Raw genomic sequence first — 26,618 nt, forward strand, 5'->3', positions numbered from 1 at the left:
GGCGTATATTACGCTTTCCTCTTTCAGAGTCAACCCTGAATTTCAGAATTTTTCTCTTCAACCGAACCGGCTGTTTGTGTGAAGTGATTCACATCCGCCGTGTCGATGGAGGCGCATTATAGGGAGCCCGCCGGGAATGACAAGCGGAAAAATACATTTTTATTTCAACCGCTCATCTTTTATACGTAACGCTTATTTTTGCTGCTTTTTGATAGCCGCAGGCAGGTCCGCCAGGCTATTTAGCACCCAATCCGCGGCGCTTTCCGCTTCTGCGGTAACCGGCTTACCGGTACGCACCAGCACTTTCGTTCCGACATTCGCCGCCGTAGCCGCCTGCATGTCTTCGAGTTTATCACCCACCATATAAGAAGCAGCCATATCAATATGCAGGAAATCGCGTGCGGAAATGAGCATCCCCGGATGCGGCTTGCGGCAATCGCAGGTCTGGCGGAACTCTTCAACGCTCCCCTGCGGATGATGCGGACAATAATAGATACCGTCGAGATCCACGCCGCGGTCTGCCAGCGACCAGTCCATCCATTCGGTGAGGGTCTCAAATTGCGCTTCCGTGAATTTACCGCGCGCGATGCCTGACTGGTTGGTCACCAGCACTAACGCAAATCCCATTGCCTTTAGTTCACGCATGGCATCAATGACGCCGTCGATAAACTCAAAGTTGTCGATTTCGTGGACGTAACCATGATCGATATTAATCGTGCCGTCACGGTCGAGAAAAATTGCGGGTACAGACTTTGCCACCGGTTTGCTCCTGATAAAGGCTAATGCCGTTAGTATCGCATGTTTCGCCATGCAAGAAAGTGCTCATTATAAAGAGTCAGATTGATTTAGACGTCTGGATGCCTTAACATCCATTTCATTGACAGGCATCGCCTGCACACGGCAGAAGAAAATGCCACGGCAAACGGCTAAACGATAATAAATAACTGATGATTAAACTTTCGAATATTACCAAAGTGTTCCAGCAGGGGAACCGCACCATACAGGCGCTGAACAATGTCAGCCTGCATGTCCCTGCCGGGCAAATTTACGGCGTGATCGGCGCTTCCGGCGCAGGTAAAAGTACGCTGATTCGCTGCGTTAACCTGCTGGAACGCCCAACCGAAGGCAGCGTGCAGGTTGATAACCAGGAACTCACCGCGCTGACTGAAAAAGAACTGACTCGCGCACGCCGTCAGATTGGCATGATCTTCCAGCACTTTAACTTGCTTGCTTCACGTACCGTTTTCGGCAACGTGGCGCTGCCGCTTGAGCTGGACAACACGCCGCCGGCGGAAATCAAACGCCGCGTTAATGAACTGCTGGACCTGGTTGGTCTTGGCGATAAGCACGACAGCTATCCGGCAAACCTCTCCGGTGGCCAGAAACAGCGCGTGGCGATTGCCCGCGCGCTGGCCAGTAACCCAAAAGTGCTGCTGTGCGATGAAGCCACCAGCGCGCTCGACCCGGCAACGACCCGTTCGATCCTCGAACTGTTAAAAGACATCAACCGTCGTCTGGGGCTGACCATTCTGTTGATCACCCATGAAATGGACGTGGTTAAACGTATCTGCGACTGCGTGGCGGTCATTAGTAATGGTCAACTGATCGAACAGGACACCGTGAGCGAAGTCTTCTCGCATCCTAAGACGCCGCTGGCCCAGCAGTTCATTCAGTCTACCCTGCATCTGGATATTCCGGATGACTATCAGGCACGCCTGAAGCCCACCCCGCTGCCTGACAGCGTGCCGATGCTGCGTATGGAGTTCACCGGCCATTCCGTCGATGCGCCGCTGCTGTCGGAAACCGCCCGCCGCTTTAATGTGAATAACAACATTATTAGCGCGCAGATGGATTACGCCGGCGGAGTGAAGTTCGGCATCATGCTGACCGAAATGCACGGCACACCGGAAGATACCCAGGCGGCGATCGCCTGGCTGCAGGAACATCATGTAAAAGTAGAGGTACTGGGATATGTCTGAACCAATGATCTGGCTGCTGGTTCGCGGCGTGTGGGAAACGCTGGCTATGACGTTTGTCTCCGGCTTCTTTGGCTTTGTGCTCGGCTTGCCGGTCGGGGTACTGCTGTACGTTACCCGTCCGGGGCAGATTGCCGCCAACGCCCGACTGTATCGTACGCTATCGGCGCTGGTTAATATCTTCCGCTCGATTCCATTCATTATTCTGCTGGTGTGGATGATTCCGTTTACCCGCGTGATCGTCGGTACCTCAATCGGCCTGCAGGCAGCGATTGTGCCGTTAACGGTCGGCGCCGCGCCGTTTATCGCACGTATGGTGGAAAACGCGCTGCTCGAGATCCCGACCGGGCTTATCGAAGCCTCACGCGCGATGGGCGCAACGCCGCTGCAGATCGTGCGTAAGGTCCTGCTACCTGAAGCATTACCGGGTCTGGTGAACGCCGCTACCATCACGCTTATTACCCTCGTGGGCTATTCTGCGATGGGCGGTGCGGTGGGTGCCGGCGGTCTGGGTCAGATTGGCTATCAGTACGGCTACATCGGCTATAACGCGACGGTAATGAATACCGTGCTGGTATTGCTGGTTATTCTGGTTTATTTAATTCAATTCTCAGGCGATCGTATCGTCCGGGCTGTGACTCACAAATAACGTTATTGACACACAACACTAATTCTTACAGGAAGGAAATAACATGGCCTTTAATTTCAAAACCTTTGCGGCAGTTGGCGCATTAATCGGTTCTCTGGCTCTGGTGGGTTGCGGTCAGGATGAAAAAGATCCTAACCATATTAAAGTCGGCGTAATCGTCGGCGCGGAACAGCAGGTTGCTGAAGTCGCGCAAAAAGTGGCAAAAGAGAAGTATGGCCTCGACGTTGAGCTGGTGACCTTCAACGACTACGTGTTGCCGAACGAAGCGCTGAGCAAAGGCGACATCGACGTTAACGCCTTCCAGCACAAACCGTATCTCGATCAGCAGATTAAAGACCGCGGTTATAAACTGGTTTCCGTCGGCAACACCTTCGTCTATCCAATCGCTGGTTACTCGAAGAAAATCAAATCTCTGGACGAACTGCAGCCGGGCTCACAGATTGCCGTTCCGAACGATCCGACCAACCTCGGCCGTTCCCTGCTGCTGCTGCAGCAAGTGGGCCTGATTAAACTGAAAGAAGGCGTAGGTCTGCTGCCGACGTCTCTGGACGTGGTTGAGAACCCGAAAAACCTGAAGATTGTTGAGCTGGAAGCGCCGCAGCTGCCGCGTTCTCTGGACGACGCGCAGATCGCTCTGGCGGTCATCAACACCACTTACGCCAGCCAGATTGGCCTGACCCCGGCGAAAGACGGTATCTTCGTTGAAGACAAAAACTCGCCGTACGTAAACCTGATCGTCGCCCGCGAAGATAATAAAGACGCGGAAAATGTTAAGAAATTTGTTCAGGCTTACCAAAGCGATGAAGTTTACGAAGCCGCTAACAAAATCTTTAACGGCGGCGCAGTGAAAGGCTGGTAATCTGTTTTCAGCGTAATATCATTCAGGACGGGCTTTATGCCCGTCTTGTCATTTATGCAAGCACCTGATTCAATAGCGCCCTGTTTATAATTCATTGAGGAAATACTATGCGTGCTTTACCGGTCTGTTTGTTAGCACTCATGTTAAGCGGTTGTTCTATGCTAAGCAGATCCCCCGTTGAGCCTGTTAAAAGCACCGCAACCACGCCAGTCCAGACGGAAACGGCTAAACCAAAAGTCTCACGTCCCGCGCCGGTCAGAATCTATACCGATGCCGCCGCGCTGGTAGGCAAACCCTTCCGCGATCTGGGTGAAGTGAGCGGCGAATCATGCCAGGCTTCAAACCAGGACTCCCCGCCGAATATCCCGACCGCCCGTAAACGCATGCAAATCAACGCGGCCAAAATGAAGGCCAACGCCGTGCTGCTGCACAGCTGCGAAGTGACCAGCGGTACGCCAGGCTGCTACCGTCAGGCCGTTTGCCTGGGTTCAGCGCTTAACGTCTCGGCACAATGAGTGCATTTCAGTTCGCGCAGATAGGCGTCATCCGCTCGCCGTATAAAGAGAAGTTTGCCGTTCCTCGCCAGCCAGGCCTGGTTGAACACGGCGGCGGAGAGCTGCATCTGCTCGCGCCTTATAACCAGGCTGACGCCGTGCGTGGGCTGGAAAACTTCAGCCATCTGTGGGTCCTGTTTGTCTTTCATCAGACCATGGCTGGCGGCTGGCGTCCGACCGTGCGCCCTCCCCGCCTTGGCGGCAACGCGCGCATGGGCGTCTTTGCAACCCGCTCGACGTTTCGCCCCAACCCTATCGGCATGTCGCTGGTTGAACTAAAAGGCGTTCGCAGCCAGAAGGATCAGGTGATACTGGAACTTGGCAGCCTCGATCTCGTAGACGGTACGCCGGTGGTTGATATCAAACCTTATCTTCCCTTTGCCGAAGCCCTGCCGGACGCCAGCGCCAGCTATGCGCAGCAGGCGCCGCTGGCTGGCATGAATGTCAGCTTTACGCCGGAAATAGAAGCACAGTTACTGACGCTGGAAAAACGCTACCCGCATATCAAAGCGTTTATCCGTGAAGTACTGGCGCAGGATCCGCGTCCGGCTTATCGCAAAGAGGAAGAAGCAGGGAAAACCTACGCCGTCTGGCTGCTCGATTTCAACGTGCGCTGGCGGGTAATCCCCTACGGTTTTGAAGTCTTTTCTCTCGAACCGCGCTAATTTTATTTTCCTCTCTTTTGGCATCTTTGCCACACTGGTAAACTAAACCACTTTTTTTGTTTCAGGCTGGCTCTCCAGCCTGTTCCGATCGTCCAAATGGAACCGTAACAACATGCGTACTAGCCAATATCTGCTCTCCACTCTGAAGGAGACACCTGCCGACGCCGAAGTCATCAGCCATCAGCTGATGCTGCGCGCCGGGATGATCCGCAAGCTGGCCTCAGGGTTGTACACCTGGCTGCCGACCGGCGTGCGCGTTCTGAAAAAAGTCGAGAACATCGTGCGTGAAGAGATGAACAACGCCGGTGCTATCGAGGTGTTAATGCCGGTAGTTCAGCCTTCTGAACTGTGGCAGGAGAGCGGTCGCTGGGAGCAATATGGCCCTGAGCTGCTGCGCATTGCCGATCGTGGCGATCGCCCGTTCGTTCTCGGCCCGACTCACGAAGAGGTCATTACCGACCTGATTCGCAACGAGCTGAACTCTTATAAACAGCTGCCGCTGAACTTCTATCAGATTCAGACCAAGTTCCGCGATGAAGTCCGCCCGCGTTTCGGCGTGATGCGCTCCCGTGAGTTCCTGATGAAAGATGCTTACTCTTTCCATACCTCTCAGGAATCGCTGCAGGAAACCTACGACGCGATGTATACCGCTTACAGCAAAATCTTCAGCCGTATGGGGCTGGATTTCCGCGCGGTACAGGCTGACACCGGTTCGATCGGCGGTAGCGCTTCTCATGAGTTCCAGGTGCTGGCGCAGAGCGGCGAAGATGACGTGATCTTCTCTGATAGCTCCGACTACGCGGCGAACATTGAGTTTGCCGAAGCCGTCGCGCCGAAAGAGCCGCGCGCCGCCGCGACGCAAGAAATGACGCTGGTAGACACGCCGAACGCGAAAACCATCGCCGAGCTGGTTGAGCAGTTCAATCTGCCAATCGAAAAAACCGTGAAGACCCTGCTGGTGAAAGCGGTGGAAGATAGCAGCTACCCGCTGGTCGCCCTGCTGGTACGCGGCGATCACGAGCTCAACGAAGTGAAAGCGGAAAAACTGCCGCAGGTCGCGAGCCCGCTGACCTTCGCCAGCGAAGAAGAGATCCGCGCTATCGTTAACGCGGGACCTGGTTCTCTCGGTCCGGTTAACATGCCGATTCCGGTGGTTATCGACCGTACCGTCGCGGCAATGAGCGATTTCGCCGCCGGCGCTAACATCGATGGCAAACACTATTTCGGCATTAACTGGGATCGCGACGTCGCGACTCCGGAAGTTGCTGATATTCGTAATGTCGTTGCCGGCGACCCGAGCCCGGACGGCAAAGGTACCCTGCTTATCAAACGCGGTATCGAAGTCGGCCACATCTTCCAGCTGGGCACCAAGTACTCTCAGGCAATGAATGCCGCGGTGCAGGGCGAAGATGGCCGTAACCAGATTCTGACCATGGGTTGCTACGGTATTGGGGTGACCCGCGTGGTGGCCGCCGCTATTGAGCAGAACTTTGACGATCGCGGGATTATCTGGCCGGACGCCATCGCGCCGTTCCAGGTCGCTATTCTGCCGATGAACATGCACAAGTCCTATCGCGTGCAGGAGCTGGCCGAGAAGCTGTACGCCGAGCTGCGTGCGCATGGCATCGACGTGCTGATGGACGACCGTAAAGAGCGTCCGGGCGTGATGTTCGCCGATATGGAGCTGATCGGTATTCCTCACACCATCGTGCTCGGCGACCGTAACCTCGACAACGATGATATCGAATACAAACATCGTCGCAACGGCGAGAAACAGCTGATTAAGACCGGGGATATCGTGAATTACCTGGTGCAGCAGATTAAGGGTTAATTTCCCCTTAAAAGCTAAAAGGCCTCGCAATAGCGAGGCCTTTTTTATAGCAACTGCAAGAATTAATTACCGCAGTCTTTACCCGGAATAAATTTACTGTCTTTATCCGTCATTAGCGTTTTCATCATCTCGCCGGTATCCGGGTTTGCTTCAAGGGTGAAATGTCCTTCAACCACCAGCAGCACCGGACGAGTATCGGTACCGCGCGCGGCGGCATAATCGCGCTCAAGCTGGGCGTTATTCGCGACCGCGATCGTTTTACCGGTCACGCAATCGGTAAAGGTTGCCGCATCCGCCATATAGAAATACATCCCGCGCATCGCCATTGGCGTCGTCGGCAGGCTGGCCTTCACAGGCTCAAGCGTATAATTCAGCGTTGATTTAATCGGATTGCCGTCGCGATCGAGCATTTCCAGCTTGTCGCCTTTCGCCCGATAGTAAGATTTCTCGCCTTTGCTGTTGGTCAATACCAGTTTATCGGCGGTACGCGCCCAGGTACCATATGAAGCGAAAGATGACGGCTCGCGGCTAACGCCCTGATAACGTTCGTTCATAACCCAGGAGCCATCTTTCTCAAGGAACAAAGAGGTCTCAATCCCTTCGCAATCCGCGCAAGGCAAAATACCGCGCCAGCTTTGCTGCATCGGTTTCAGCTCTTCCATCGCCGCCGGCTGAACCGTCTCCATCTCAGCGCGATGATTGCAGCCAAACAGCGCAAAGAGCGAACAGGCCGCTGCGAGCGAAAATACAATTTTCTTCACTGTGAATTCCTTATAATCCATTCCACCCGTCCGCCACGCCGCTCAATGGCGAACCTTCCCACGCAGCGCTTTGACTGAGGACTTTTGCGCCTTGGAGGCAAGTCGTCGCTCTTTTGACGCCCGAGTCGGTCGCGTCTCCCGGCGGCTTTTTTGCACTGCGGTTAATTCTTTTATCAGCGTAACCAGTCGCGAGATCGCCGCTTCGCGGTTCATCTCCTGGCTACGATATTCCTGAGCCTTAATGATAACCACACCGTCAGCAGAAATTAAGTGGTGACTGGCGGCGAGCAGGCGTTCTTTATAAAACTCAGGCAGGCTCGATGCTTTAATATCAAAACGTAAGTGAATCGCCGTCGAGGCCTTATTCACATGCTGACCGCCCGCCCCCTGTGCGCGGACCCCGGTAAGCGAGATCTCCTCATCCGGGATGGAAACGCTGCGGCTAATCGTTATCATGCCGGCTGCTGCCAGGCCGTTAAATGAATTTCCAGATTATTCCGATCGTCGGATAACCAGATACCGCCGTCCTGCAGGGTTGCCTGCAGCGTCATAGTGCGATCGGCAAAAGCACTTAGCTGCGCCAGCTGCGTATCATCAAGATACCAGATAGTCAGCTTCGGATACGCCGCAAGCTTGTTCTGATTTTGCTGCCACCAGATTTCAGCCGCCCGGCTATTATAGGCAAACAGCGCCACCTCCTGCGCCCGCGAGCAGGCTTTCTTGAGGCGCTTCTCGTCCGGCAGCCCCAGCTCAATCCACAGATCAACACCCAAATGGTCGTTCAACTGCCACAGCTCCGGTTCATCATCCGAGGACAACCCGCGGGTAAACTGCAGACGTTCGTTGGCATATTTAATCCACGCCAGCAGACGCAGCATCATACGCTCCTGGGTTTCTGAGGGATGTTGCGCCAGCGTCAGGTTAGCATCCAGAAACTGGTTGCGATCTAAATCGGCAACATTAACCACAGCTTTATAAATCGTCGCTTTCAGCGCCATGAATAAACTCCTGAAAAAAATGGCGTACATTGTAGCGAAACTAGCGACAAAAGGCTGTCGGCAATCGCAGGTACTCCTTTCATCCTGCTGATATTGCTTAGATGACTATGGTATAGTCACCTTGCTAAACAGAGTTTATCTTCGTAGGCTTAAACTTGCATCCCACGGTTAAGTCAGAACGCTGACAGGAGGGCATGTGGATCAATATTGTGAGTTAATACGCAAGCGGTATGCGGAAATAGCCAGCGGAGACTTAGGGTATATCCCGGATGCGCTGGGCTGCGTGTTGAAAGTATTAAATGAGGTTGCGGCGGATCAGGCCCTTTCGGAGTCAGTCAGGGAAAAGGCCGCTTATGCGGCGGCAAACTTATTGGTGAGCGATTATGTCAATGAATGATACTTATCAACCCATTAACTGCGATGATTATGACAACCTCGAACTTGCCTGTCAGCATCACCTGGTGCTGGCGCTGGCCCTGAAAGATGGTGAACAGCTACAGGCCAAAGCGAGCGATCTTATCTCGCGTAAAAATGTCGAGTATCTGGTGGTAGAACTTGCCGGTAACGTCCGCGAGCTACGCCTGGATAAAATCGCCAGTTTCAGCCACCCGGAAATCGGCACCGTGGTGGTCAGCGAATCCTGAAGCCCACCGGGCGGCTTAGCCGCCCGTTTTCCGCCATATCAGCTGTAACCCTTCGCCTTCCTGTACTTGCCCCTCTCTGGTGACAAACAGCCCATCGGCTGCGGCAATCAAGGTTTCGCCATAAAACAGCAGCGGCGTGGCGTCGCGACGCCAGGGTGCGACCGCCATTTCCTGCCAGATTTTCTTAAGCTTACGGCCGCCCTGACGCCCAACAATGTGCAGATTACCGCTGGCGCGAAAACGTATCGATACCGGCTCATCCGCGCGTGGCGCGCGTAGCGGCCCGCCGGACTGCAATGCCAGTTCTCCCAGCGCTTCCGGTAGCGTCAGCGCTTTAGCCGCATCGCCCCAGGGTATTTCCCGTTCCGCCAGACTTGCCAGATGCTTTACCCAAAACAGGCGCTGCTGGTAGCGCCGGACGGCAAAACCGCCTAACCGCAGGCAAGGCGCGGCGTCTTCACGCGCCAGCGCCACTTCCTGCCAGATGCGCTCCGGCATTTCGCGCGACGGCATCGGCGCCTGTTGGGAAGCCAGCCAGCGGCGCAGCAACGCCGCACGACGCGGCGCGCTCATCGCGCTCAGCGGTTCTATCGCCAGAGAACCACGCTCATCAACCAGCGCGGCAAGTTCTGCCGACAGCATTTCATCGAGCAACCGTTCCTGTTCGCCACATAAGCTGGCACTGCGGGCGACAGCCTCGGCAAAATGCGGCCAGCGCTCGCTCAGCAGCGGTACCACACGCAGACGCAGAAAGTTACGATCGTACGCATCGTCCTGATTACTCTCGTCTTCAATCCACCGCAGTTGATGAGTCAGCGCCCATTGATGCAGGGATTCACGGCTCTCATTGAGCAGCGGACGCAGCAATTTTCCGCCAGCGAACTCGCTACTGGCGGCCATCGCCGACAAGCCGGTCGGGCCGCTACCGCGCTTAAGCGCCAGCAGGAAGGTCTCGCATTGGTCGTCGAGATGTTGTGCCGTCAATAACGCCTCGCCTGGCAGCAGCGCCTCACGGAAAGCCTGATAGCGCGCCTGGCGAGCATGCGCTTCGATCCCCAACCCCTCATCCGCCAGCGTCACGCGCACCACCTGTAACGGTACCTGCCATTGCTGGCAAATCTGTTCGCAATGCTCAACCCAATGGTCAGCGTTGGCGCTCAGGCCGTGGTGAATGTGAATCGCGCGCAGCTGAATCGCTGGCTCGCGCTGGCGCCAGCGTACCAGCCGGTGCAGCAGGACGGTTGAGTCCAGGCCGCCGCTGAAGGCCAGCAGAAACTGACGATGTGGTCGAAGCGATGAGGCAATATCCGGCGTCATGATCGTGCGTACGCAGCTAAGAAGAGATAGCCCGGCACGTTACGCGCCAGGGCTGGTTCTGGCAAGTATTACTGTTGGTAAATCTCCAGCGGCAGGCCGTCGGGATCGTTGAAGAAGGTGAAGCGCTTATCGGTAAACGGATCGATGCGGATAGCCTCGCAGGCGACGCCGTGCGCCTGCAGATGCGCAACCGCGGCATCAATATCGTCGACGCTAAACGCCAGGTGGCGCAGACCACAGGCCTCCGGACGGCTGGGGCGCGCAGGAGGGAACGGGAACGAAAACAGCTCGATGACATACTCGCCGTTCAGCGCCAGGTCGCCCTTCCACGAATCACGCTCGGCGCGGTAGAACTCGCTCTGCAGCGTAAACCCGAGGATGTCGCAATAGAACGCTTTGCTCTTCGCGTAATCTGTCGCGATGATGGCAATATGGTGAACTCGTTTTAAACCCAGCATGGTTGCTCTCCTCCTGTTGAAGCCCAACACGTTACTCGCGCCGCCCGCCGCCGCGCAAGCCCCTAATTATTTTTTAAGACTCGTACACGGTAGACGCCGTCTTCGTCGCGTTTGGCCCCGTGGATATCGGTTTCAAAACCTGGGTAGTGGCGACCGATCGAACAGAGCATCAACAGGAAGTCGAGCACCGCGCGGCTCTCTTCGGTGATCATCTCCCCCGGCATCAGCAGCGGCACGCCAGGCGGATACGGCAGGATCATGTTTGCCGAAATACGCCCCACCAGATTCTCTAGTTCGATGGTTTCGACTTCGCCCTTAATCTGTCGCTGCCAGGCCTGATGCGGAGTCATTTTCATCTCCGGCAGCACGTCAAAGGCCCGCAGCATCAGCTGTGAGAGCTGATGCTGGCGGATCAGGCGGTGGATCCCCTGCGCCAGATCCTGGATGCGCATATTGCGGTAGAAGTCCGGATCCTCAGCATAGAGATCCGGCAACATATTTTTCACCCGCAGGTTGAGATCGTAGGCGCGTTTAAACTCGGTCAGGCCGCGCAGCAGGCCCATCGCCCGGGTTTTATCGATACCGATACTGAACAAGAACAGCAGATTGTACGGCCCGGTTTTCTCCACCACTACGCCGCGCTCGTCGAGGAATTTCGCCACCAGCGCCGCCGGGATCCCCTCTTCCGCCATATTGCCCTGCTCGTCCATCCCCGGCGTAAGAATGGTAACTTTGACCGGATCGAGGAACATATGGTCGGCATCGGCGTCCTGGAAACCGTGCCACGTTTCTCCCGGCGAAACCGGCCAGCACTGCGCCTCCTCAACCTCTTCCGGTTGCCAGATATCAAAGAACCAGCCGTCGGCCTCTTCACGCAGGCGCTGCACCTCCTTACGGAAGTGCAGCGCACGCTCGATGGAGCGCTGAATCAGGCGTTTTCCGGAGTTACCGCGCAGCATCGCCGCCGCGGTCTCTATCGAGGCGACGATCGGATAGCTTGGCGAGGTAGAGGTATGCATCATAAAGGCTTCATTGAAGGTATCTTCATCGTAGCTGCCTTTAATATGGATAAGCGAAGCCTGCGACAGCGCCGCCAGCATTTTATGCGTCGACTGGGTTTCGAAGATCACTTTCCCCGGTACGCGGTCGCCGCTCATGCCGCTTTTGCCCTGATAAATCGGGTGGAAGTGGGTATAAGGCACCCAGGCGGAATCAAAGTGGATCGACGGCACGTCGAGAGTCTGTTTAATCCAGGTGGTGTTATACAACAGGCCGTCATAGGTGGAGTTGGTGATCACCGCATGCACCGGCCACTGCGCGCCGCGAGTTGTCTCAACTTTGCGCTTGACGCTGTCGCGGGTAAATTCCCGTTTCGGAATGCCGCCGAGGATCCCCAGCGCGTTACGCGTCGGTTTTAGCCATAGCGGCACGATATCGCTCATCATCAGCAGATGCGCCAGCGATTTATGACAGTTACGATCGATAAGCAGCGTACTGCCGGCAGGCGCCGAATACATGCCGACAATTTTATTTGAAGTCGAGGTACCGTTGGTCACCATGTAGCTCTGCTCGGCGCCAAAGGCGCGGGCGATATACTCTTCCGCTTCCAGATGCGGGCCGGTATGGTCCAGCAGCGACCCCAGTTCGGTAACGGAGATAGAAACATCGGCCTTCAGCGTATTACCGCCGAAGAAATCATAAAACAGGCAGCCGACCGGGCTTTTCTGGTAGGCGGTTCCCGCCATGTGTCCGGGAGTGCAAAAGGTATATTTTCCCTCCTGCACATAGTTAAATAACGCTTTGGTAAATGGCGGCGTGATGTTGTCCAGATACTCGTTGGTATACTGACGAATACGAGTAGCGATATCTTCCGCCAGCCCCAGCGCATATTCAAAGAACCATAGCGCCATGCGCAGGTCCTGGCTGCTGACGTCCATCGTCGAGTGCGTATTGATAAAAGCATACAGCGGCAGGTATTCGTTCAGACGATTGATATCGCTACATAAATCAACGCTGTACTCATCCCAATCGAAGATAACGCCGCAGATGCGCGGATTGTGTTCGATAAACTGCAGCAGGTCGGCGCTGTTTTGCGGCCAGATAGTCTGGAATCCTTGCTTCCGCAGAGCGGCTTCCAGCTCTTTGATCGGTTCGTCTTTATGGTAGACGCCGTGGGGCCCCATGATGGCGATGATATTCACGCTTTCCTCCTGGATTTACCTAAGGTAAGCATAATATCAATCGCGCCAGTGCTTAGCACTGGCGGATTTATCTTAGTCCTGAATCAGAGTAAAACGATAATTACAGCGCCTTCCACGCATCCCCCCAGGCCAGACCTGCGCCCGGTTCGTAGTAGGTTGGCGCCACGTTGCACCAGGCCCCTTCCGGCAGCGGTTTACACTGGAAAAGCGCGCCGTGGTTATTGACGATATCACCCGGTTTCCAGCTCTGGCTGGCGCTCCATGCCGGATAACTGATGGCGCCGCTGTCGCCAGCCGGCTCATCCTTCGCTTCATCCGCCGCCTTCGCCTTCACATTGAGAGTATAGGTGGCCGTACTGGATAAACTGCCATCGCTAACGGTCAGGCTAACCACATACTGGGCATCTTTATCGCTCTGTGGGGCGCTGAAATTGATCACCGCTTTATCCGCGCCGCTTAACGTCTGTCCATCCTGCGACATCCAGCGATAGTTCAGCTTGTCGCCGTTAGCATCGGTAGACCCTTCCCCGCTCAGCGACACCAGGTTGCCAGCTTCAACAGCGCCCACCGGGCCGGCAATACGCGCCACCGGCGCGACGTTCACTTGAGGCGCTGGTGTCGTGTCATCTGTCTTATCAGACGCGCCATCACTGCCCGCATCATCAACCACGGTCACGTTGAAGTAATGCTGAACGCATTTGCTGTAATCCCCCTCTTTGAACGCGCTGTACGGTGTCTGATAGCTCACCAGCTGGCAGGCATTGGTTTTGCCGTCTGCGCTGTTCGGATCCCATCCCCAATCCTGTTCCCAGTAGATGGGCAGCGCGCCGGCTCCGCCTTCATCAAACTGCTTCATGTTCTTACAACCCAGCACTTCATCATCGGCAATAGGCACTTTGAGGTAGTTGGCGAACTCTTTGTAATAGGCAATACGGTTAAGCGACTGGGCGTTTTCCGTTGCGCCGCCGCACTCGACGCCGCCGTTGATGATCTGGATGCTCACGCCAAACCCCGGCACCAGGCCATTGCTCTTATCACGATCGTTCGGCTGCCAGGTGCCATCAATGACGTGCAGCATGGAAGGTTTCGGCGGCTGCGGATAAACAAAGAAAAAGACCGCGCTGGCGAGGTTCATCCATGAGTCCGCCACCAGCTCAGGTTTATCCAGCAGCGGGCGGACGTCGCCATACATTGCCTCGGAGAACGGGCCGTAGTTGTAGTTATAGGAGAGCTGTTTAGCCCCTCGACCAAAGTAGCTGAGGAAATCGCCATCGGCATCTTTACCGCAAGGCCAGGTCTGTCCCTGCCAGACATCCGGGTTACATTCGCCGTTATAGCCGCCTTTTTGTCCTTCGGTCCAGCCAACTTCGCGCAGATAGACCAGCGCCTGGCGCCATTCCGGGATATCGCGCCAGCTTTCGTGGCCGCCGGTTTCCTGGGCGAAGTGGGCAAACATGGTGGCCAGCGATTTACGACAGATAGCATCGCTGTCACGGCCATCGGTGTAGGTGCCGCAGACCGCCGGGAATTTACCGATCGCCTTCAGGAAGTTGCTGTAGGTATATTCCGGCGCGCGCATCGGGAACAGATAATCCCAATCCTGCTCGCTGAGCATGCCTTCGACGCGTTTAACGTTTTCCGGGTTAGCCGCCCTGCCAGGCTCAATCTTTTCGACTGAAGCGTTATCGAGGGTACGAATGGAAGACTTCACCGCATCCATTAATGGAAAATCGGTTAATGCTTTTTCTTTTGCCGCCAGCTCGCTGGCTGTCATGGTGGTGGCTTCAGTAGCGCTGAGCAGCGGCGCGGCCTGTGCGGCGCTCAGACTTAACATGATCCCTGCGGCCACGGCGCTCAAGGCGACAGTTTTATGAATTGCCATAATATTATTCTCCTTTTCCTTGTGAACGGTCTGCCCAGGCGTTGTCCCCGGCAGTTAGCGCAGTGTCGCGGGAGAAGAACATCATCGGCTAATCACATCACCTCATTGGTGCATCATCTTGCCTCAGTAAAAAAATGATAAAAAAAGGGGCCGGAAATCCGGCCCCTTAGAGAAAATATGATGCTGAATAATCAGGCGTAGCCGTAGCTCATCAGACGCTGATAGCGGCGGTTACGCAGCTCTTCTTCGCTGAGAGTATCCAGGTCAGCCAGGTCGGCCAACAGCTGTGCCTTCAGACTCGCCGCCATCGCTTCCGGGTTACGGTGGGCGCCGCCCAGCGGTTCCGGAATGATGGAATCAATCAGCTTCAGCTCTTTGAGGCGCGGCGCAACGATACCCATCGCTTCCGCGGCCAGCGGCGCTTTATCCGCGCTTTTCCACAGAATAGACGCGCAGCCTTCCGGCGAGATAACCGAATAGGTGCTGTACTGCAGCATGTTGACCTTATCACCTACGCCAATCGCCAGCGCGCCGCCGGAGCCGCCTTCGCCGATGACGGTGCAGATAACCGGCACGCTCAGACGCGACATTTCACGCAGGTTGCGGGCAATCGCTTCCGACTGGCCGCGCTCTTCCGCGCCAACGCCCGGATAGGCGCCAGGGGTGTCGATGAAGGTAATGATCGGCATTTTGAAACGCTCAGCCATTTCCATCAGACGCAGCGCTTTGCGGTAGCCTTCCGGCGCCGGCATACCAAAGTTACGACGGATCTTCTCTTTGGTCTCACGGCCTTTCTGATGGCCGATGATCATCACCGGGCGACCATCAAGACGCGCAATACCGCCAACGATAGCTTTATCGTCAGCGTAGGCGCGATCGCCTGCCAGCTCGTCAAACTCGTCGAAAGCCAGGCGGACATAATCCAGGGTATAGGGACGACGTGGATGGCGCGCCAACTGGGCTACCTGCCATGCGCCAAGATCGGCGAAGATTTTGCGCGTCAGCTCTACGCTTTTTTCGCGCAGACGATGCACTTCTTCATCGATGTTAATATCCAGTTTCTCATCCTGACGGCTTACTGCAGTCAGGGAATCGATTTTCGCTTCCAGCTCTGCGATAGGCTGTTCAAAATCTAGGAAATTCAGACTCATAGTATTCCTGTATTAGTCAAACTCCAGTTCCACCTGCTCCGAGCCGATAAGGCCACGCAGATCGTTGAGTAAACGATCGCTCGGAGAGACGCGCCATGTTGCGCCAAAACGCAACCGCGCGCGCGCATCCGCCCTCTGATAATAGAGGTGTACTGGAATGGTTCCCGAACGGTGGGGTTCCAGAGACTGACGGAGTCGGTTTAAAAGCTGGTCATCAATTTGCCTGTCCGTCAGCGAGATAGCAAGCCCGCGAGCATATTTTTCCCGGGCTTCGTCAATATCCATGACTTCACGGGCGGTCATTTTAAGGCCCCCGCTGAAGTCATCAAAGCTGACCTGTCCGCTGACGATAAGTATGCGGTCTTTTTCCAGCAACTGCTGGTATTTATCCAGCGCGTCGGTGAATAACATCACCTCCAGACGCCCGGAACGGTCATCCAGCGTACAGATGCCGATACGATTGCCGCGCTTGGTGACCATTACCCGCGCAGCAATAACCAGACCCGCCGCCGTGGTCACTTTACCACGATCGGTCGGGTGCATGTCTTTGAGTCTCACGCCGCCAACGTAGCGTTCGATCTCTTTCAGGTATTGGTTAATCGGGTGGCCGGTCAGATACAGCCCCAGCGTTTCCCTTTCACCATCCAGCACCACCTGCTCCGGCCACGGCTGGCAGCTGGCGTAGGATTGCTCAATTTGTTCCGGCTCTTCCGCCAGCACGCCGAACATATCCGCCTGGCCGATGGCTTCGGCTTTGGCGTGCTGATCGGCGGCTTTCAGCGCATCGTTGAGCGAGTTCATCAGCGCCGCGCGATGCGGGCCGAGGCGGTCGAACGCCCCGGACATAATCAGCTTTTCCAGTACCCGGCGATTGAGTTTTTTAATATCGGTACGGGCGCACAGATCAAACAGCTCGCGGAAATAGCCGCCATTGTTACGTGCTTCAATGATCGCTTCAATCGGGCCTTCGCCGACACCTTTAATGGCGCCGATACCATACACGATTTCCCCGTCATCATTGACGTGGAAATGATACAGGCCGGAGTTAATGTCCGGCGGCAGGATTTTCAAACCCATGCGCCAGCATTCATCGACCAGACCCACCACCTTCTCGGTGTTGTCCATATCGGCGGTCATCACCGCCGCCATAAACTCGGCCGGATAGTGCGCCTTCAGCCACAGCGTCTGGTAGGAGACCAGCGCATAGGCGGCGGAGTGGGACTTGTTAAATCCGTAACCGGCGAATTTTTCCACCAGGTCAAAGATTTTCATCGCCAGTTCGCCATCAACGCCGCGCTTTTTCGCCCCTTCTTCGAAGGTGCCGCGCTGCTTGGCCATCTCTTCCGGCTTTTTCTTACCCATCGCACGACGCAGCATATCCGCGCCACCGAGGGTATAACCGGAGAGCTCCTGGGCTATCTGCATGACCTGTTCCTGGTACAGGATGATGCCGTAAGTCGGCTCCAGTACAGGTTTCAGACATTCATGCTGCCACTGGACGTCCGGGTAGGAAATCTCTTCACGGCCGTGCTTACGGTCGATAAAGTTATCTACCATCCCCGACTGCAGCGGGCCCGGACGGAACAGCGCCACCAGCGCGATCATATCTTCGAAGCAGTCAGGCTGCAGACGCTTAATCAGATCTTTCATGCCGCGCGATTCAAGCTGGAAGACCGCGGTGGTTTCCGAGCGCTGCAGCATGTCGAAGCTTTTCTTGTCATCCAGCGGGATCGCGGCGATGTCCAGCGGCCCTTCGCCGTTCTTCGCCCGCCGCTTGTTGATCATCTCCAGCGCCCAGTTGATGATGGTCAGCGTACGCAGGCCGAGGAAGTCGAATTTTACCAGCCCGGCGTATTCGACGTCGTTCTTATCAAACTGGGTAACCGGGTGTAGCCCCTGCTCATCGCAGTACAGCGGCGCGAAATCGGTGATTTTGGTCGGCGCGATAACCACGCCGCCCGCATGCTTACCGGCGTTACGCGTCACGCCTTCCAGCTTACGCGCCATATCAATCAGCGCTTTAACTTCTTCGTCCGCTTCGTAGATTTCCGGCAGCTGTGGTTCCGCTTCAAAGGCTTTCGCCAGCGTCATGCCAGGATCCGGCGGCACCAGCTTGGAGATACGGTCAACAAAGCCGTACGGGTGACCCAGCACGCGGCCCACGTCGCGAATAACCGCCTTCGCCGCCATAGTACCGAAGGTGATGATCTGCGATACCGCGTCGCGGCCATACATATCCGCAACGTGCTCAATAACCTGGTCGCGTTTCTCCATGCAGAAGTCGACGTCGAAGTCGGGCATCGAAACACGTTCCGGGTTAAGGAAACGTTCGAACAGCAGGTCAAACTCCAGCGGGTCAAGGTCGGTAATTTTCAGCGCGTAGGCCACCAGCGAGCCGGCGCCGGAACCACGTCCCGGCCCTACCGGCACGCCGTTATCCTTCGACCACTGGATAAATTCCATGACGATCAGGAAGTAGCCCGGGAACCCCATCTGGTTGATAACCTGCAGTTCGACATCCAGACGTTGGTCATATTCCGGGCGACGCTTAGCGCGCTCTTCGGGATCCGGGAACAGGAATTCGAGACGTTCCTCCAGCCCCTCTTTCGACTTCATTACCAGGAAGTCTTCGGTGGTCATGTCGCCGGTCGGGAACTGCGGCAGGAAGTATTCGCCAAGGCGCACGGTAACGTTGCAGCGTTTGGCGATCTCAACGGTGTTTTCCAGCGCTTCCGGGATATCGGCAAATAGCTCGCACATCTCCTCTTCGCTACGCATATATTGCTGCGGCGAATAGTTGCGCGGTCGCTTCGGATCGTCGAGGGTGAAGCCATCGTGAATGGCGACGCGAATTTCATGGGCGTCGAAGTCGCCGGTTTCCAGGAAACGCACATCGTTGGTCGCCACTACCGGCAAACCATGCTCCTCCGCCAGTTGAACCGCGGCGTGAAGATAGCTTTCTTCGTCCTGACGACCGGTACGGATCAGCTCCAGATAGTAGCGATCCGGGAAATGTTGTTCATAGAAGGCGAGACACTGTTCGACCAGCGGCATATTTCCGCGGATCAGGCTGACGCCAACATCGCCTTTACGGCCGCCGGACAGCAGAATCAGCCCTTCCTGATGCTCAACCAGCCAGTCGCGATCGATCCACGGCCCCAGCGCGCCATAGCCGCGCTGATAGGCACGAGAAATGAGCAGAGTCAGATTCTGATAGCCGGTATTGTTGGCCGCTAAAACCGTCAGTTCAGTGAATTCATCGCCCAGCAGATCGCACTGAACATGGAAGTCAGCGCCGACAATGGGCTTAATCCCGGCGCCATGGCCCGTTCCGTAGAACTTAACCAGACCGCAGAGGTTGGTAAAATCGGTGATCGCCAGCGCAGGCATGCCCAAAGCGGCCGCCTTTTTCACCAGCGGCCCGGTTTTCGCCAGCCCATCGATCATGGAATAGTCGCTGTGCACCCGCAGGTGTACGAAACGTGGTTCAGACATCTTTAGATCCCAGTGACTTAGTTGGACGCCAGACCCAGCGCGCGTTTCACCGGGCCGAAGCTACGCCGGTGGTGCTCTGTTGCGCCGTGTTCCTGCAGCTTTTGCAGATGTACAACGGTAGGATAGCCTTTGTGCTGGGCAAAGCCGTATTGCGGAAATGCGATATCCAGCGTAGCCATTTCGGCGTCGCGAGTGACTTTAGCCAGAATAGACGCTGCGCTGATTTCCGCCACCCGGCTATCGCCTTTCACCACCGCCTGCGACGGCATCGGTAGCGATGGACAGCGGTTGCCATCGATAAGCACGAACTCGGGGGTAATACTCAGGCCAGCGACGGCGCGCTGCATTGCCAGCATCGTGGCATGCAGGATGTTCAGCTCGTCGATTTCATGCGGCTCGGCGCGGCCCAGGCTCCAGCATAGCGCTTTGTCTTTGATTTCATCGAACAACGCCAGGCGGCGCTTTTCGCTCAATTTCTTTGAGTCATTCAGCCCAACAATCGGCTTGCGCGGATCAAGGATCACCGCCGCAGTGACCACTGCGCCGACCAGCGGCCCACGGCCAACCTCATCGACGCCGGCGACCAGATGGGTATGTGGATAGACGAACTCCATCATTTTGCTAACTCCAGTACTGCGTCCGCCGCCTGCTCATCCGCGTTGCAGCGGATCTGCTGATGCAGCGCGCGGAAAGTATCATGCATATCGTGGCTGGTTTTGCCGTCGGCCAGCAGCGGCTTCAACGCGGCGGCCAGCGCCTGCGGCTCGCATTCATCCTGCAGCAGCTCTTTCACCAGCTCGCGCCCGGCCAGCAGATTTGGCAAGGAGACATAATCGGTTTTCACCAGCCGCTTCGCCAGCCAGAAGGTAAACGGCTTCATGCGGTAGCCAACGACCATCGGGCATTTCGCCAGCATGCACTCCAGCGCCGCCGTCCCAGAGGCCAGCAGCGCGGCATCGCTGGCGATCATCGCATCGCGCGCCTGACCATCCAGCATATGTACCGTCATGTCGGGCGCCGTTTCAGCTTTAATTCGCTCAAACTGTTCCCGCCGTTTGGCGTTGACCAGCGGCACCACGACCTGCAGGTCGGGATAGGTGTTACGCAGAAGCTGCGCGGTTTTCAGGAAGTCGGCGCTGAGCATTTCGACCTCCGCGCCGCGGCTACCGGGCAGTAAAGCCAGACAGTGAACATCATGCGGGATGCCCAGACGATCGCGCGCCGCGCCTTTATCAGGATCCAGCGGCATCGCATCCGCCATGGTATGGCCGATAAAGCGGCAGGGAACGTTAAATCTGTCGTAAAACGCTTTTTCGAAAGGCAGGAATGCCAGGACCAGATCGGTGGATCTGCCAATTTTGAAAACGCGTTTTTGTCGCCATGCCCAAACGGACGGGCTGACGTAATGAATGGTTTTGATGCCCTGCTTTTTCAGATTACCTTCGAGGGTAATATTGAAATCAGGGGCGTCGATGCCAACGAAGACATCGGGACGCAGCTCGCCGAAGCGGCGCGTTAAATCGGCGCGAATATGCAGTAAGCGGCGCAGGCGACCAAGCACTTCAACAATGCCCATCACCGCCAGCTCTTCCATTTCGTACCAGGCGTCACATCCTTCCGCCTGCATCAGCGGCCCCGCCACGCCGACAAAGCGCGCATCAGGGATGCGAGCTTTGAGGGCGCGAATGAGACCAGCGCCAAGAATATCGCCGGAAGTTTCTCCGGCGACCAGGGCAATCGTCAGGGGACGCTGTTCGGCCATTAACGAATCAAGCCGCGAGTTGAACGGGCGAAGAAATCGAAAAACGGCTGAACTTCAGGGTGCTGAGCCGCCAGCTCGGCAATTTCCGGTTTGGCTTCGTCCAGCGTTTTGCCGCTGCGGTACAGCAGTTTGTAGGCGTTACGAATCGCGGTAATCGCTTCACGGCTAAAGCCGCGGCGTTTCAGCCCTTCGATGTTGACGCCAAACGGCGTGGCGTGGTTGCCCTGGGCAATCACGAACGGCGGAACGTCCTGAGCGACGCCGGAGCAGCCGCCAACCATTACGTGCGCGCCGATGATGCAGAACTGATGTACTGCAGTCATGCCGCCGATGATGACGAAATCATCCAGAGATACGTGACCGGCCAGCGTCGCGTTGTTGGCCAGAATACAGCGGTCGCCAAGCGTGCAATCATGCGCCACGTGGGCGTTGATCATCAGCAGGTTATCGCTGCCCACCTTCGTTAATCCACCGCCCTGTACTGTACCGCGATGAATGGTCACGCTTTCGCGAATGCGGTTGCGATCGCCAATTTCCACTCGGGTCGGCTCGCCAGCATATTTCAGATCCTGGTTGACTTCGCCGATAGAAGCGAACTGATAGATCTCATTGTCGCGACCAATTTTAGTGTGGCCATTCACAACGACATGAGACTTCAGTACGGTGCCCTCGCCAATTTCGACGTTGGCGCCCACGATACAAAACGGACCAATGTGGACGTTAGCGCCGATGACGGCGCCCTCTTCTACAATGGCGGTAGGATGAATAAAGGCGGTTTTATCAATCACGTATCAGGCCTCCCGGCTACGCGCACACATCATCGTCGCTTCGCAAACCACTTTACCGTCAACCAGCGCAACGCCTTTGAAACGGGTCAGGCCGCGGCGGGTTTTCTCGAAAGTGACTTCCATAATCATCTGATCGCCTGGTACTACCGGACGTTTGAAACGCGCTTCATCGATACCCGCGAAGTAGTACAGCTCGCCCGGCTCAAGTTTTCCAACGCTTTTAAATGCCAGAATACCGGTGGCCTGCGCCATCGCTTCCAGAATCAGAACGCCAGGTAAAATCGGCTTACCAGGGAAATGCCCCTGGAAAAACGGCTCGTTTACGGAAACATTTTTTACTGCGCGCAGAAAACGACCTTCTTCAAAATCCAGCACGCGGTCTACCAGCAGGAACGGGTAACGGTGAGGCAGAAGTTCCAGAATCTCTTCAATGTGCAGAGTATGAGTGTCAGTAGTCAAAATACTCTTCCTGTCTAAATATACTAAAAGGCAATAATAACACGGCCTGCGGCAATCTTATTAACGAATGCAACAGGCCGGGAATGTACGTGACCAAATGAGAAATTAGTCTTGTTGATTAACCTTGCGCTCAACGGCTTTCAGGCGCTTGCTCATCTCGTCAATATTCATCACCAGCGCCGCGGTTTTACGCCACGCCTTGTTCGGCTGTAGCGGAATACCTGAGGAATAGACGCCAGGTTCAGAGATAGGACGCATAACCATCCCCATCCCGGTAACGGTGACTTTATCGCAGATTTCCATATGGCCGTTAATCACGCTGGCGCCGCCAATCATGCAGTAACGGCCAATTTTCAGGCTGCCGGCCATAATCACGCCGCCAGCGACGGCGGTATTGTCGCCAATCACCACGTTATGCGCAATCTGACACTGGTTATCAATGATAACGCCGTTACCGATCACGGTATCGTCCAGCGCGCCGCGATCGATAGTGGTACAGGCGCCGATCTCCACGCGATCGCCAATAATAACGCGACCAAGCTGCGGGATCTTCACCCAGTTACCGCGATCGTTAGCGTAACCGAAACCGTCCGCGCCGATCACCGTACTGGACTGGATCAGGCAATTTTCACCGATCTCAATCTCATGGTAAACGGCAACGTTAGCCCACAAACGCGAGCCGGCGCCGATTTTACTATTTTTGCCAACGAAGCAGCCCGCGCCGATAACCACGTTATCGCCCAGCACCACGCCGGATTCGATAACGGCGTTCGCGCCAACGGAGACGTTGTTACCCAGCTTCGCCGTGGGATCGATCACCGCGCTTGGCGCGATGTCTTTCGCCGGCTGCGGCGTGGTATCTAAAATTTGAGCCATGCGCGCGTAGGTCAGGTAGGGATTACGCACTACCAGCGCGGCGCTATGGGCAAAGGGTAAATCGTCCGGCGTCATCACAACGGCGGAGGCCTGGCAAGCGGCCAGGTGTTCACGGTATTTAGGATTTACCATGAAAGTAATTTGGCCTGCTTTAGCGCTCTGCATGGACGCAACGCCGGTGATGACGATATCGCCATCACCGTGTAACTCTGCATCCAACTGCTGTGCTAAGTCAGCCAGTCGAATTGAAGGCATTACTTATTTAACCTGTTTCAGTACATCAGCGGTAATGTCTTTAACATCGCTGCTGTTGTATGCCACGGCATTAGAGTCAACAACCAGATCGATGCTCTGATCTTTCGCTACGCTCTGAACGGCGGTCTGGATACGGGTAACCAGTTTGCCACGTTCTTCGTTGGAACGACGTGCGCGATCCTGCTCAAAAGCCTGTGCTTTCTGCGCGAAGGACTGACGCTGAGACATCACGTCTTTTTCCAGCTTGCTACGATCTGCGCCCGGTTTCATAGACTGCAGACGCTGCATTTTGGACTGCAGATCGCCTTCCATACGCTGCAGTTCGCTAGCGCGGCCTTTGAACTCGTTTTCCAGCGTGTTGGAAACGCCAGTTTTCTGGGCTACCTGTTGGAACAGGTTGTTCATGTTAACCATTGCAATTTTATCTGCCGCCTGAGCGGAAGTTACCATTGCTAAACCCAGACCTGCAGCTAATAACCACTTTTTCACAATTGACTCCTTACCATCCCATGAGTACCCAGGGGTACCGTTATTTGCGTGGCCAGGCGATAGCATCCGCTATCGCCTACAGTCAGCGCTATACTGCACTTACATTCCGTTGTTGCCAACAATTACCAGGTTTTACCAATGTTAAACTGGAACTGCTCGGCTTTGTCTCCATCGTACTTTTTAAACGGTTGGGCGTAGGAGAAGACCAACGGCCCCAACGGCGACATCCACTGTACCGCGATACCCGCAGACATACGAATGTTGTTCGGATCGCTGTAGTCAGGCACGCCTGCTGCTCGAGTCGCCGCAGTATTTTCCCAGTTTGTATCCCATACGGTACCCATATCCCAGAAAATGGAGGTACGTACCGAGTTCGCGTATTTATCACTGATAAACGGCGTCGGGGTAATCAGCTCAAGACTGGCGACCGCCATGGCGTTACCGCCGACCGCATCGTCTGATTTACAGTATGAACCGTCAGAGTTGGAACATTCTTCGTAGTCGTTATTATCTCCGGCATAAGCCCCGGATTTATAGACCGCTTTCGGACCGATGGTGTTCGACTGGAAGCCACGCACGGTACTTGAACCACCGGCGTAGAAGTTCTCATAGAACGGCATCTCTTTGCTGCCGATACCGTCTCCATAGCCCAGCCGGGTACGTCCCAACACAACCCACTGGTGATCGTCATCGATCGGCACGTACGTCGCGGTATCCAACGTCGCTTTGTAGTATTCGTTGTCAGACCCCGGAATGGTCACTTTGCCGTTCAGGTTGACGCGCGAACCTTCCGTCGGGAAGTAACCACGGTCCAGCTTGTTATAGGTCCAGCCGTAGTTAAAGGTGAAGTCATTCGCGGTAAAGCTGCCGGTGCTGTCTGAACCTACAGAGTCAAGGTAACGATCCATCGCCACCTGCGGCTGCATGTTGGACAGGGAGTTATGAACGTAACCTAAGCCTGCGCGCAGCGAGTTGTATTCGTTGATCGGGAAGCCGAGGGTGACGTCTGTACCATAGCTTTTGTTGGTATAGTCAGACAGATCCGCGTCATTCGCATCAAAGTCGTTATAGAAGAGGCGGCCGCCGAGGCTCACGCCGTCTACGGTGAAGTACGGGTTAGTGACCGACAGTTCAGCGTAGGTCTGGTAGTCGTTTTTGGTCCCGTTGATGCCGACGGAGTAGCCGGTACCTAACCAGTTATCCTGCTGTACGCCCGCCTGGAAGCTGACGCCGCTTTCGGTACCGTAACCGATACCGAAGTTCAGGCTACCGGTGTTACGCTCTTTCACCTTGTAAACGACATCGACCTGATCCGGGCTACCCGGCACGCGCTGGGTATCGGTATCGACGGTTTCGAAATAACCTAAACGGTTAAGACGGTCTTTACCCTGGTCAACCAGGTCGCTGCCCAGCCACGCCCCTTCCATCTGGCGCATTTCGCGGCGCAGAACGGAATCTTTGGAGGTGTCGTTACCTTCGAAGCGAATTTTACGCACGTAGTAACGGTTACCAGCATCAACGTTAATGTGCAGCTTCACGGTTTTATCCGTGTCGTTGATTTCCGGCTGCGACTGGACGCGCGGATAAGCGTAACCATAGCGACCGAGGAGTTTCTTAATGTCATTCTCCATTTTGGTCACTTTGGTGCCGTTATACAGCTCGCCCGGCTCAATTTTGGTCAGCGATTCGATTTCCGCAGAATGGCCCGCCAGATCGCCCGTTATCTGCACGCCGGAGAGCTTGTACTGCTCGCCTTCGGTGATGTTAACGGTGATGTAGATGCCTTTCTTGTCCGGCGTCAGGCTAACCTGCGTCGAATCGATGTTGAAACGCGCGTAACCGCGATCCAGATAGTAGCTGCGCAGGGTTTCAAGGTCGCCCGCCAGTTTCTGTTTCTGGTATTTGCGATCGCCGACCACGTTCCACCACGGCACTTCATCGCGCAGTTGGAAGTGAGAGATCAGTTCGTCAGTGGTGAACGCGTGGTTACCGACAATGTTAATCTGCTGGATTTTCGCCGAGACGCCTTCCTGGAAAACCAGTTTCAGGTCGACGCGGTTACGCGGCAGCGGCGTCACGACAGCTTTTACGCTGGCGCTATATTTACCGACGCTGTAGTAGAAATCTTCCAGCCCTTTTTCGATATCGGCAAGCTTGGTGCGATCGAGAGATTCCCCAACGCGAACGCCGGATGCCTCAAGGTTTTGCTTGAGCATGTCATCCTTCACCGACTTGTTGCCGGAGAAGGTAATGCTCGCAATTGTTGGGCGCTCTTTCACCTGCACCAGCAGGGTATCACCATCGCGCAGGACGCGGACGTCCTCAAAGTTGCCAGTGGCAAACAGAGCGCGAATGGTGTTACTGATATCATCATCGGTCACCGTATCGCCAGGACGCACTGGCATGCTGAGGAGGGCCGCACCAACAGCGACACGCTGCAAGCCTTCGAAATGAATGTCCTTCACCACGAACCCTTCAGCACCGTATACAGTCGCGCTGCTAAACAGCAGCGACGCTATGAGCAACTTTTTCATCGCCATCGTTATTA

Annotated in this window: 25 protein-coding genes; 8 read left to right on the plus strand and 17 right to left on the minus strand. The window is 55.6% G+C overall.

Annotated elements, in window-relative coordinates; genetic code table 11:
* Positions 1-192 precede the first annotated feature (192 nt).
* Positions 193-759, minus strand: a complete 567-nt coding sequence (gene gmhB, locus PGS10_RS19385) for a D-glycero-beta-D-manno-heptose 1,7-bisphosphate 7-phosphatase (RefSeq protein WP_047047013.1) — start codon at positions 757-759, stop codon at positions 193-195.
* 188 nt (positions 760-947) lie between these two features.
* Here gmhB and metN point away from each other — a divergent pair, with 188 nt between their 5' ends.
* From metN to proS, 6 genes are all read left to right on the plus strand, one after another.
* Complete coding sequence (gene metN / locus PGS10_RS19390; RefSeq protein ID WP_045390179.1) at positions 948-1,979, plus strand: methionine ABC transporter ATP-binding protein MetN; 1,032 nt, start codon at positions 948-950, stop codon at positions 1,977-1,979.
* Complete coding sequence (locus PGS10_RS19395) at positions 1,972-2,625, plus strand: methionine ABC transporter permease MetI (RefSeq protein WP_045390177.1); 654 nt, start codon at positions 1,972-1,974, stop codon at positions 2,623-2,625. The genes metN and PGS10_RS19395 overlap by 8 nt, the downstream gene beginning before the upstream one ends.
* Before the next feature lie 43 nt (positions 2,626-2,668).
* Positions 2,669-3,484 (plus strand): methionine ABC transporter substrate-binding lipoprotein MetQ, encoded by an 816-nt coding sequence (metQ, locus tag PGS10_RS19400; protein WP_015368138.1) that lies wholly within the window; start codon positions 2,669-2,671, stop codon positions 3,482-3,484.
* A gap of 107 nt (positions 3,485-3,591) precedes the next feature.
* A complete protein-coding gene (gene rcsF / locus PGS10_RS19405) occupies positions 3,592-3,999 on the plus strand; it encodes an Rcs stress response system protein RcsF (protein WP_015704458.1) in 408 nt (135 codons plus the stop codon).
* Positions 3,996-4,703: a tRNA (N6-threonylcarbamoyladenosine(37)-N6)-methyltransferase TrmO gene (gene tsaA / locus PGS10_RS19410; RefSeq protein WP_316423361.1), complete on the plus strand. Its 708-nt coding sequence runs from the start codon at positions 3,996-3,998 to the stop codon at positions 4,701-4,703. The genes rcsF and tsaA overlap by 4 nt, the downstream gene beginning before the upstream one ends.
* Positions 4,704-4,815: 112 nt before the next feature.
* Complete coding sequence (gene proS, locus PGS10_RS19415; RefSeq protein ID WP_047065175.1) at positions 4,816-6,534, plus strand: proline--tRNA ligase; 1,719 nt, start codon at positions 4,816-4,818, stop codon at positions 6,532-6,534.
* 62 nt (positions 6,535-6,596) lie between these two features.
* Here proS and nlpE read toward each other — a convergent pair whose 3' ends face one another.
* From nlpE to PGS10_RS19430, 3 genes are read right to left on the minus strand one after another with little or no spacing between them, the layout of a single operon-like run.
* Positions 6,597-7,295 carry an envelope stress response activation lipoprotein NlpE gene (gene nlpE, locus PGS10_RS19420; RefSeq protein WP_080957228.1) on the minus strand — a complete coding sequence of 233 codons (699 nt, stop codon included), beginning with the start codon at positions 7,293-7,295 and terminating at the stop codon, positions 6,597-6,599.
* A gap of 42 nt (positions 7,296-7,337) precedes the next feature.
* The gene (arfB, locus tag PGS10_RS19425; RefSeq protein WP_045390167.1) at positions 7,338-7,751 is read right to left on the minus strand and encodes an alternative ribosome rescue aminoacyl-tRNA hydrolase ArfB; all 414 of its coding nucleotides are present in this window, start codon (positions 7,749-7,751) and stop codon (positions 7,338-7,340) included.
* A complete protein-coding gene (locus tag PGS10_RS19430) occupies positions 7,748-8,293 on the minus strand; it encodes a YaeQ family protein (protein WP_045390165.1) in 546 nt (181 codons plus the stop codon). Before PGS10_RS19430 ends, arfB begins: the two co-directional genes overlap by 4 nt.
* A 196-nt stretch (positions 8,294-8,489) precedes the next feature.
* Between PGS10_RS19430 and PGS10_RS19435 the strand changes: the two genes are divergently transcribed.
* The gene (locus PGS10_RS19435; protein WP_015368145.1) at positions 8,490-8,690 is read left to right on the plus strand and encodes a YaeP family protein; all 201 of its coding nucleotides are present in this window, start codon (positions 8,490-8,492) and stop codon (positions 8,688-8,690) included.
* Positions 8,677-8,937 carry a Rho-binding antiterminator gene (gene rof, locus PGS10_RS19440; protein ID WP_045390162.1) on the plus strand — a complete coding sequence of 87 codons (261 nt, stop codon included), beginning with the start codon at positions 8,677-8,679 and terminating at the stop codon, positions 8,935-8,937. Before PGS10_RS19435 ends, rof begins: the two co-directional genes overlap by 14 nt.
* Positions 8,938-8,952: 15 nt before the next feature.
* Here rof and tilS read toward each other — a convergent pair whose 3' ends face one another.
* The 13 genes from tilS to bamA all read right to left on the minus strand — a co-directional run bounded on the left by tilS (position 8,953) and on the right by bamA (position 26,610).
* Positions 8,953-10,254, minus strand: a complete 1,302-nt coding sequence (gene tilS, locus PGS10_RS19445) for a tRNA lysidine(34) synthetase TilS (protein ID WP_047078115.1) — start codon at positions 10,252-10,254, stop codon at positions 8,953-8,955.
* Between the two features lie 68 nt (positions 10,255-10,322).
* Positions 10,323-10,712 carry a VOC family protein gene (locus tag PGS10_RS19450; RefSeq protein WP_015704453.1) on the minus strand — a complete coding sequence of 130 codons (390 nt, stop codon included), beginning with the start codon at positions 10,710-10,712 and terminating at the stop codon, positions 10,323-10,325.
* A 62-nt stretch (positions 10,713-10,774) separates the two neighbouring features.
* Positions 10,775-12,913, minus strand: a complete 2,139-nt coding sequence (locus PGS10_RS19455; RefSeq protein ID WP_045390157.1) for a lysine decarboxylase LdcC — start codon at positions 12,911-12,913, stop codon at positions 10,775-10,777.
* A gap of 100 nt (positions 12,914-13,013) precedes the next feature.
* Positions 13,014-14,795: a chitinase gene (locus tag PGS10_RS19460; protein WP_047078116.1), complete on the minus strand. Its 1,782-nt coding sequence runs from the start codon at positions 14,793-14,795 to the stop codon at positions 13,014-13,016.
* 191 nt (positions 14,796-14,986) lie between these two features.
* Positions 14,987-15,946 carry an acetyl-CoA carboxylase carboxyl transferase subunit alpha gene (accA, locus tag PGS10_RS19465; RefSeq protein ID WP_045390153.1) on the minus strand — a complete coding sequence of 320 codons (960 nt, stop codon included), beginning with the start codon at positions 15,944-15,946 and terminating at the stop codon, positions 14,987-14,989.
* A 12-nt stretch (positions 15,947-15,958) separates the two neighbouring features.
* A complete protein-coding gene (gene dnaE / locus PGS10_RS19470) occupies positions 15,959-19,441 on the minus strand; it encodes a DNA polymerase III subunit alpha (RefSeq protein WP_045390151.1) in 3,483 nt (1,160 codons plus the stop codon).
* A 17-nt stretch (positions 19,442-19,458) separates the two neighbouring features.
* Entirely contained in the window at positions 19,459-20,058 is a 600-nt protein-coding gene (rnhB, locus tag PGS10_RS19475; protein ID WP_015368153.1) for a ribonuclease HII, read from the minus strand.
* Entirely contained in the window at positions 20,055-21,203 is a 1,149-nt protein-coding gene (lpxB, locus tag PGS10_RS19480) for a lipid-A-disaccharide synthase (protein WP_316423362.1), read from the minus strand. Before lpxB ends, rnhB begins: the two co-directional genes overlap by 4 nt.
* Positions 21,203-21,991 (minus strand): acyl-ACP--UDP-N-acetylglucosamine O-acyltransferase, encoded by a 789-nt coding sequence (gene lpxA / locus PGS10_RS19485; protein WP_316423363.1) that lies wholly within the window; start codon positions 21,989-21,991, stop codon positions 21,203-21,205. The genes lpxB and lpxA overlap by 1 nt, the downstream gene beginning before the upstream one ends.
* Positions 21,992-21,994: 3 nt before the next feature.
* Positions 21,995-22,450 carry a 3-hydroxyacyl-ACP dehydratase FabZ gene (gene fabZ, locus PGS10_RS19490; RefSeq protein WP_004145858.1) on the minus strand — a complete coding sequence of 152 codons (456 nt, stop codon included), beginning with the start codon at positions 22,448-22,450 and terminating at the stop codon, positions 21,995-21,997.
* 105 nt (positions 22,451-22,555) lie between these two features.
* Entirely contained in the window at positions 22,556-23,581 is a 1,026-nt protein-coding gene (gene lpxD, locus PGS10_RS19495; protein WP_045390147.1) for a UDP-3-O-(3-hydroxymyristoyl)glucosamine N-acyltransferase, read from the minus strand.
* Positions 23,582-23,584: 3 nt separating this feature from the next.
* Positions 23,585-24,070: a molecular chaperone Skp gene (gene skp, locus PGS10_RS19500; protein ID WP_045390145.1), complete on the minus strand. Its 486-nt coding sequence runs from the start codon at positions 24,068-24,070 to the stop codon at positions 23,585-23,587.
* Positions 24,071-24,192: 122 nt separating this feature from the next.
* Entirely contained in the window at positions 24,193-26,610 is a 2,418-nt protein-coding gene (gene bamA, locus PGS10_RS19505) for an outer membrane protein assembly factor BamA (protein ID WP_045390143.1), read from the minus strand.
* Positions 26,611-26,618: the final 8 nt, after the last annotated feature.

The organism is Klebsiella sp. 141153, from assembly GCF_032601995.1.
GTDB lineage: Bacteria > Pseudomonadota > Gammaproteobacteria > Enterobacterales > Enterobacteriaceae > Klebsiella > Klebsiella aerogenes.

What these genes read in the sequence shown, in the direction of transcription:
- metN (WP_045390179.1), top strand. Translation starts at nt 948, where the DNA reads ATGATTAAACTTTCGAATATTACCAAAGTGTTCCAGCAGGGGAACCGC.
- PGS10_RS19395 (WP_045390177.1), top strand. Translation starts at nt 1,972, where the DNA reads ATGTCTGAACCAATGATCTGGCTGCTGGTTCGCGGCGTGTGGGAAACG.
- metQ (WP_015368138.1), top strand. Translation starts at nt 2,669, where the DNA reads ATGGCCTTTAATTTCAAAACCTTTGCGGCAGTTGGCGCATTAATCGGT.
- rcsF (WP_015704458.1), top strand. Translation starts at nt 3,592, where the DNA reads ATGCGTGCTTTACCGGTCTGTTTGTTAGCACTCATGTTAAGCGGTTGT.
- tsaA (WP_316423361.1), top strand. Translation starts at nt 3,996, where the DNA reads ATGAGTGCATTTCAGTTCGCGCAGATAGGCGTCATCCGCTCGCCGTAT.
- proS (WP_047065175.1), top strand. Translation starts at nt 4,816, where the DNA reads ATGCGTACTAGCCAATATCTGCTCTCCACTCTGAAGGAGACACCTGCC.
- arfB (WP_045390167.1), bottom strand. Translation starts at nt 7,751, where the DNA reads ATGATAACGATTAGCCGCAGCGTTTCCATCCCGGATGAGGAGATCTCG.
- PGS10_RS19430 (WP_045390165.1), bottom strand. Translation starts at nt 8,293, where the DNA reads ATGGCGCTGAAAGCGACGATTTATAAAGCTGTGGTTAATGTTGCCGAT.
- rof (WP_045390162.1), top strand. Translation starts at nt 8,677, where the DNA reads ATGTCAATGAATGATACTTATCAACCCATTAACTGCGATGATTATGAC.
- tilS (WP_047078115.1), bottom strand. Translation starts at nt 10,254, where the DNA reads ATGACGCCGGATATTGCCTCATCGCTTCGACCACATCGTCAGTTTCTG.
- PGS10_RS19450 (WP_015704453.1), bottom strand. Translation starts at nt 10,712, where the DNA reads ATGCTGGGTTTAAAACGAGTTCACCATATTGCCATCATCGCGACAGAT.
- PGS10_RS19460 (WP_047078116.1), bottom strand. Translation starts at nt 14,795, where the DNA reads ATGGCAATTCATAAAACTGTCGCCTTGAGCGCCGTGGCCGCAGGGATC.
- accA (WP_045390153.1), bottom strand. Translation starts at nt 15,946, where the DNA reads ATGAGTCTGAATTTCCTAGATTTTGAACAGCCTATCGCAGAGCTGGAA.
- dnaE (WP_045390151.1), bottom strand. Translation starts at nt 19,441, where the DNA reads ATGTCTGAACCACGTTTCGTACACCTGCGGGTGCACAGCGACTATTCC.
- rnhB (WP_015368153.1), bottom strand. Translation starts at nt 20,058, where the DNA reads ATGATGGAGTTCGTCTATCCACATACCCATCTGGTCGCCGGCGTCGAT.
- lpxB (WP_316423362.1), bottom strand. Translation starts at nt 21,203, where the DNA reads ATGGCCGAACAGCGTCCCCTGACGATTGCCCTGGTCGCCGGAGAAACT.
- lpxD (WP_045390147.1), bottom strand. Translation starts at nt 23,581, where the DNA reads ATGCCTTCAATTCGACTGGCTGACTTAGCACAGCAGTTGGATGCAGAG.
- bamA (WP_045390143.1), bottom strand. Translation starts at nt 26,610, where the DNA reads ATGGCGATGAAAAAGTTGCTCATAGCGTCGCTGCTGTTTAGCAGCGCG.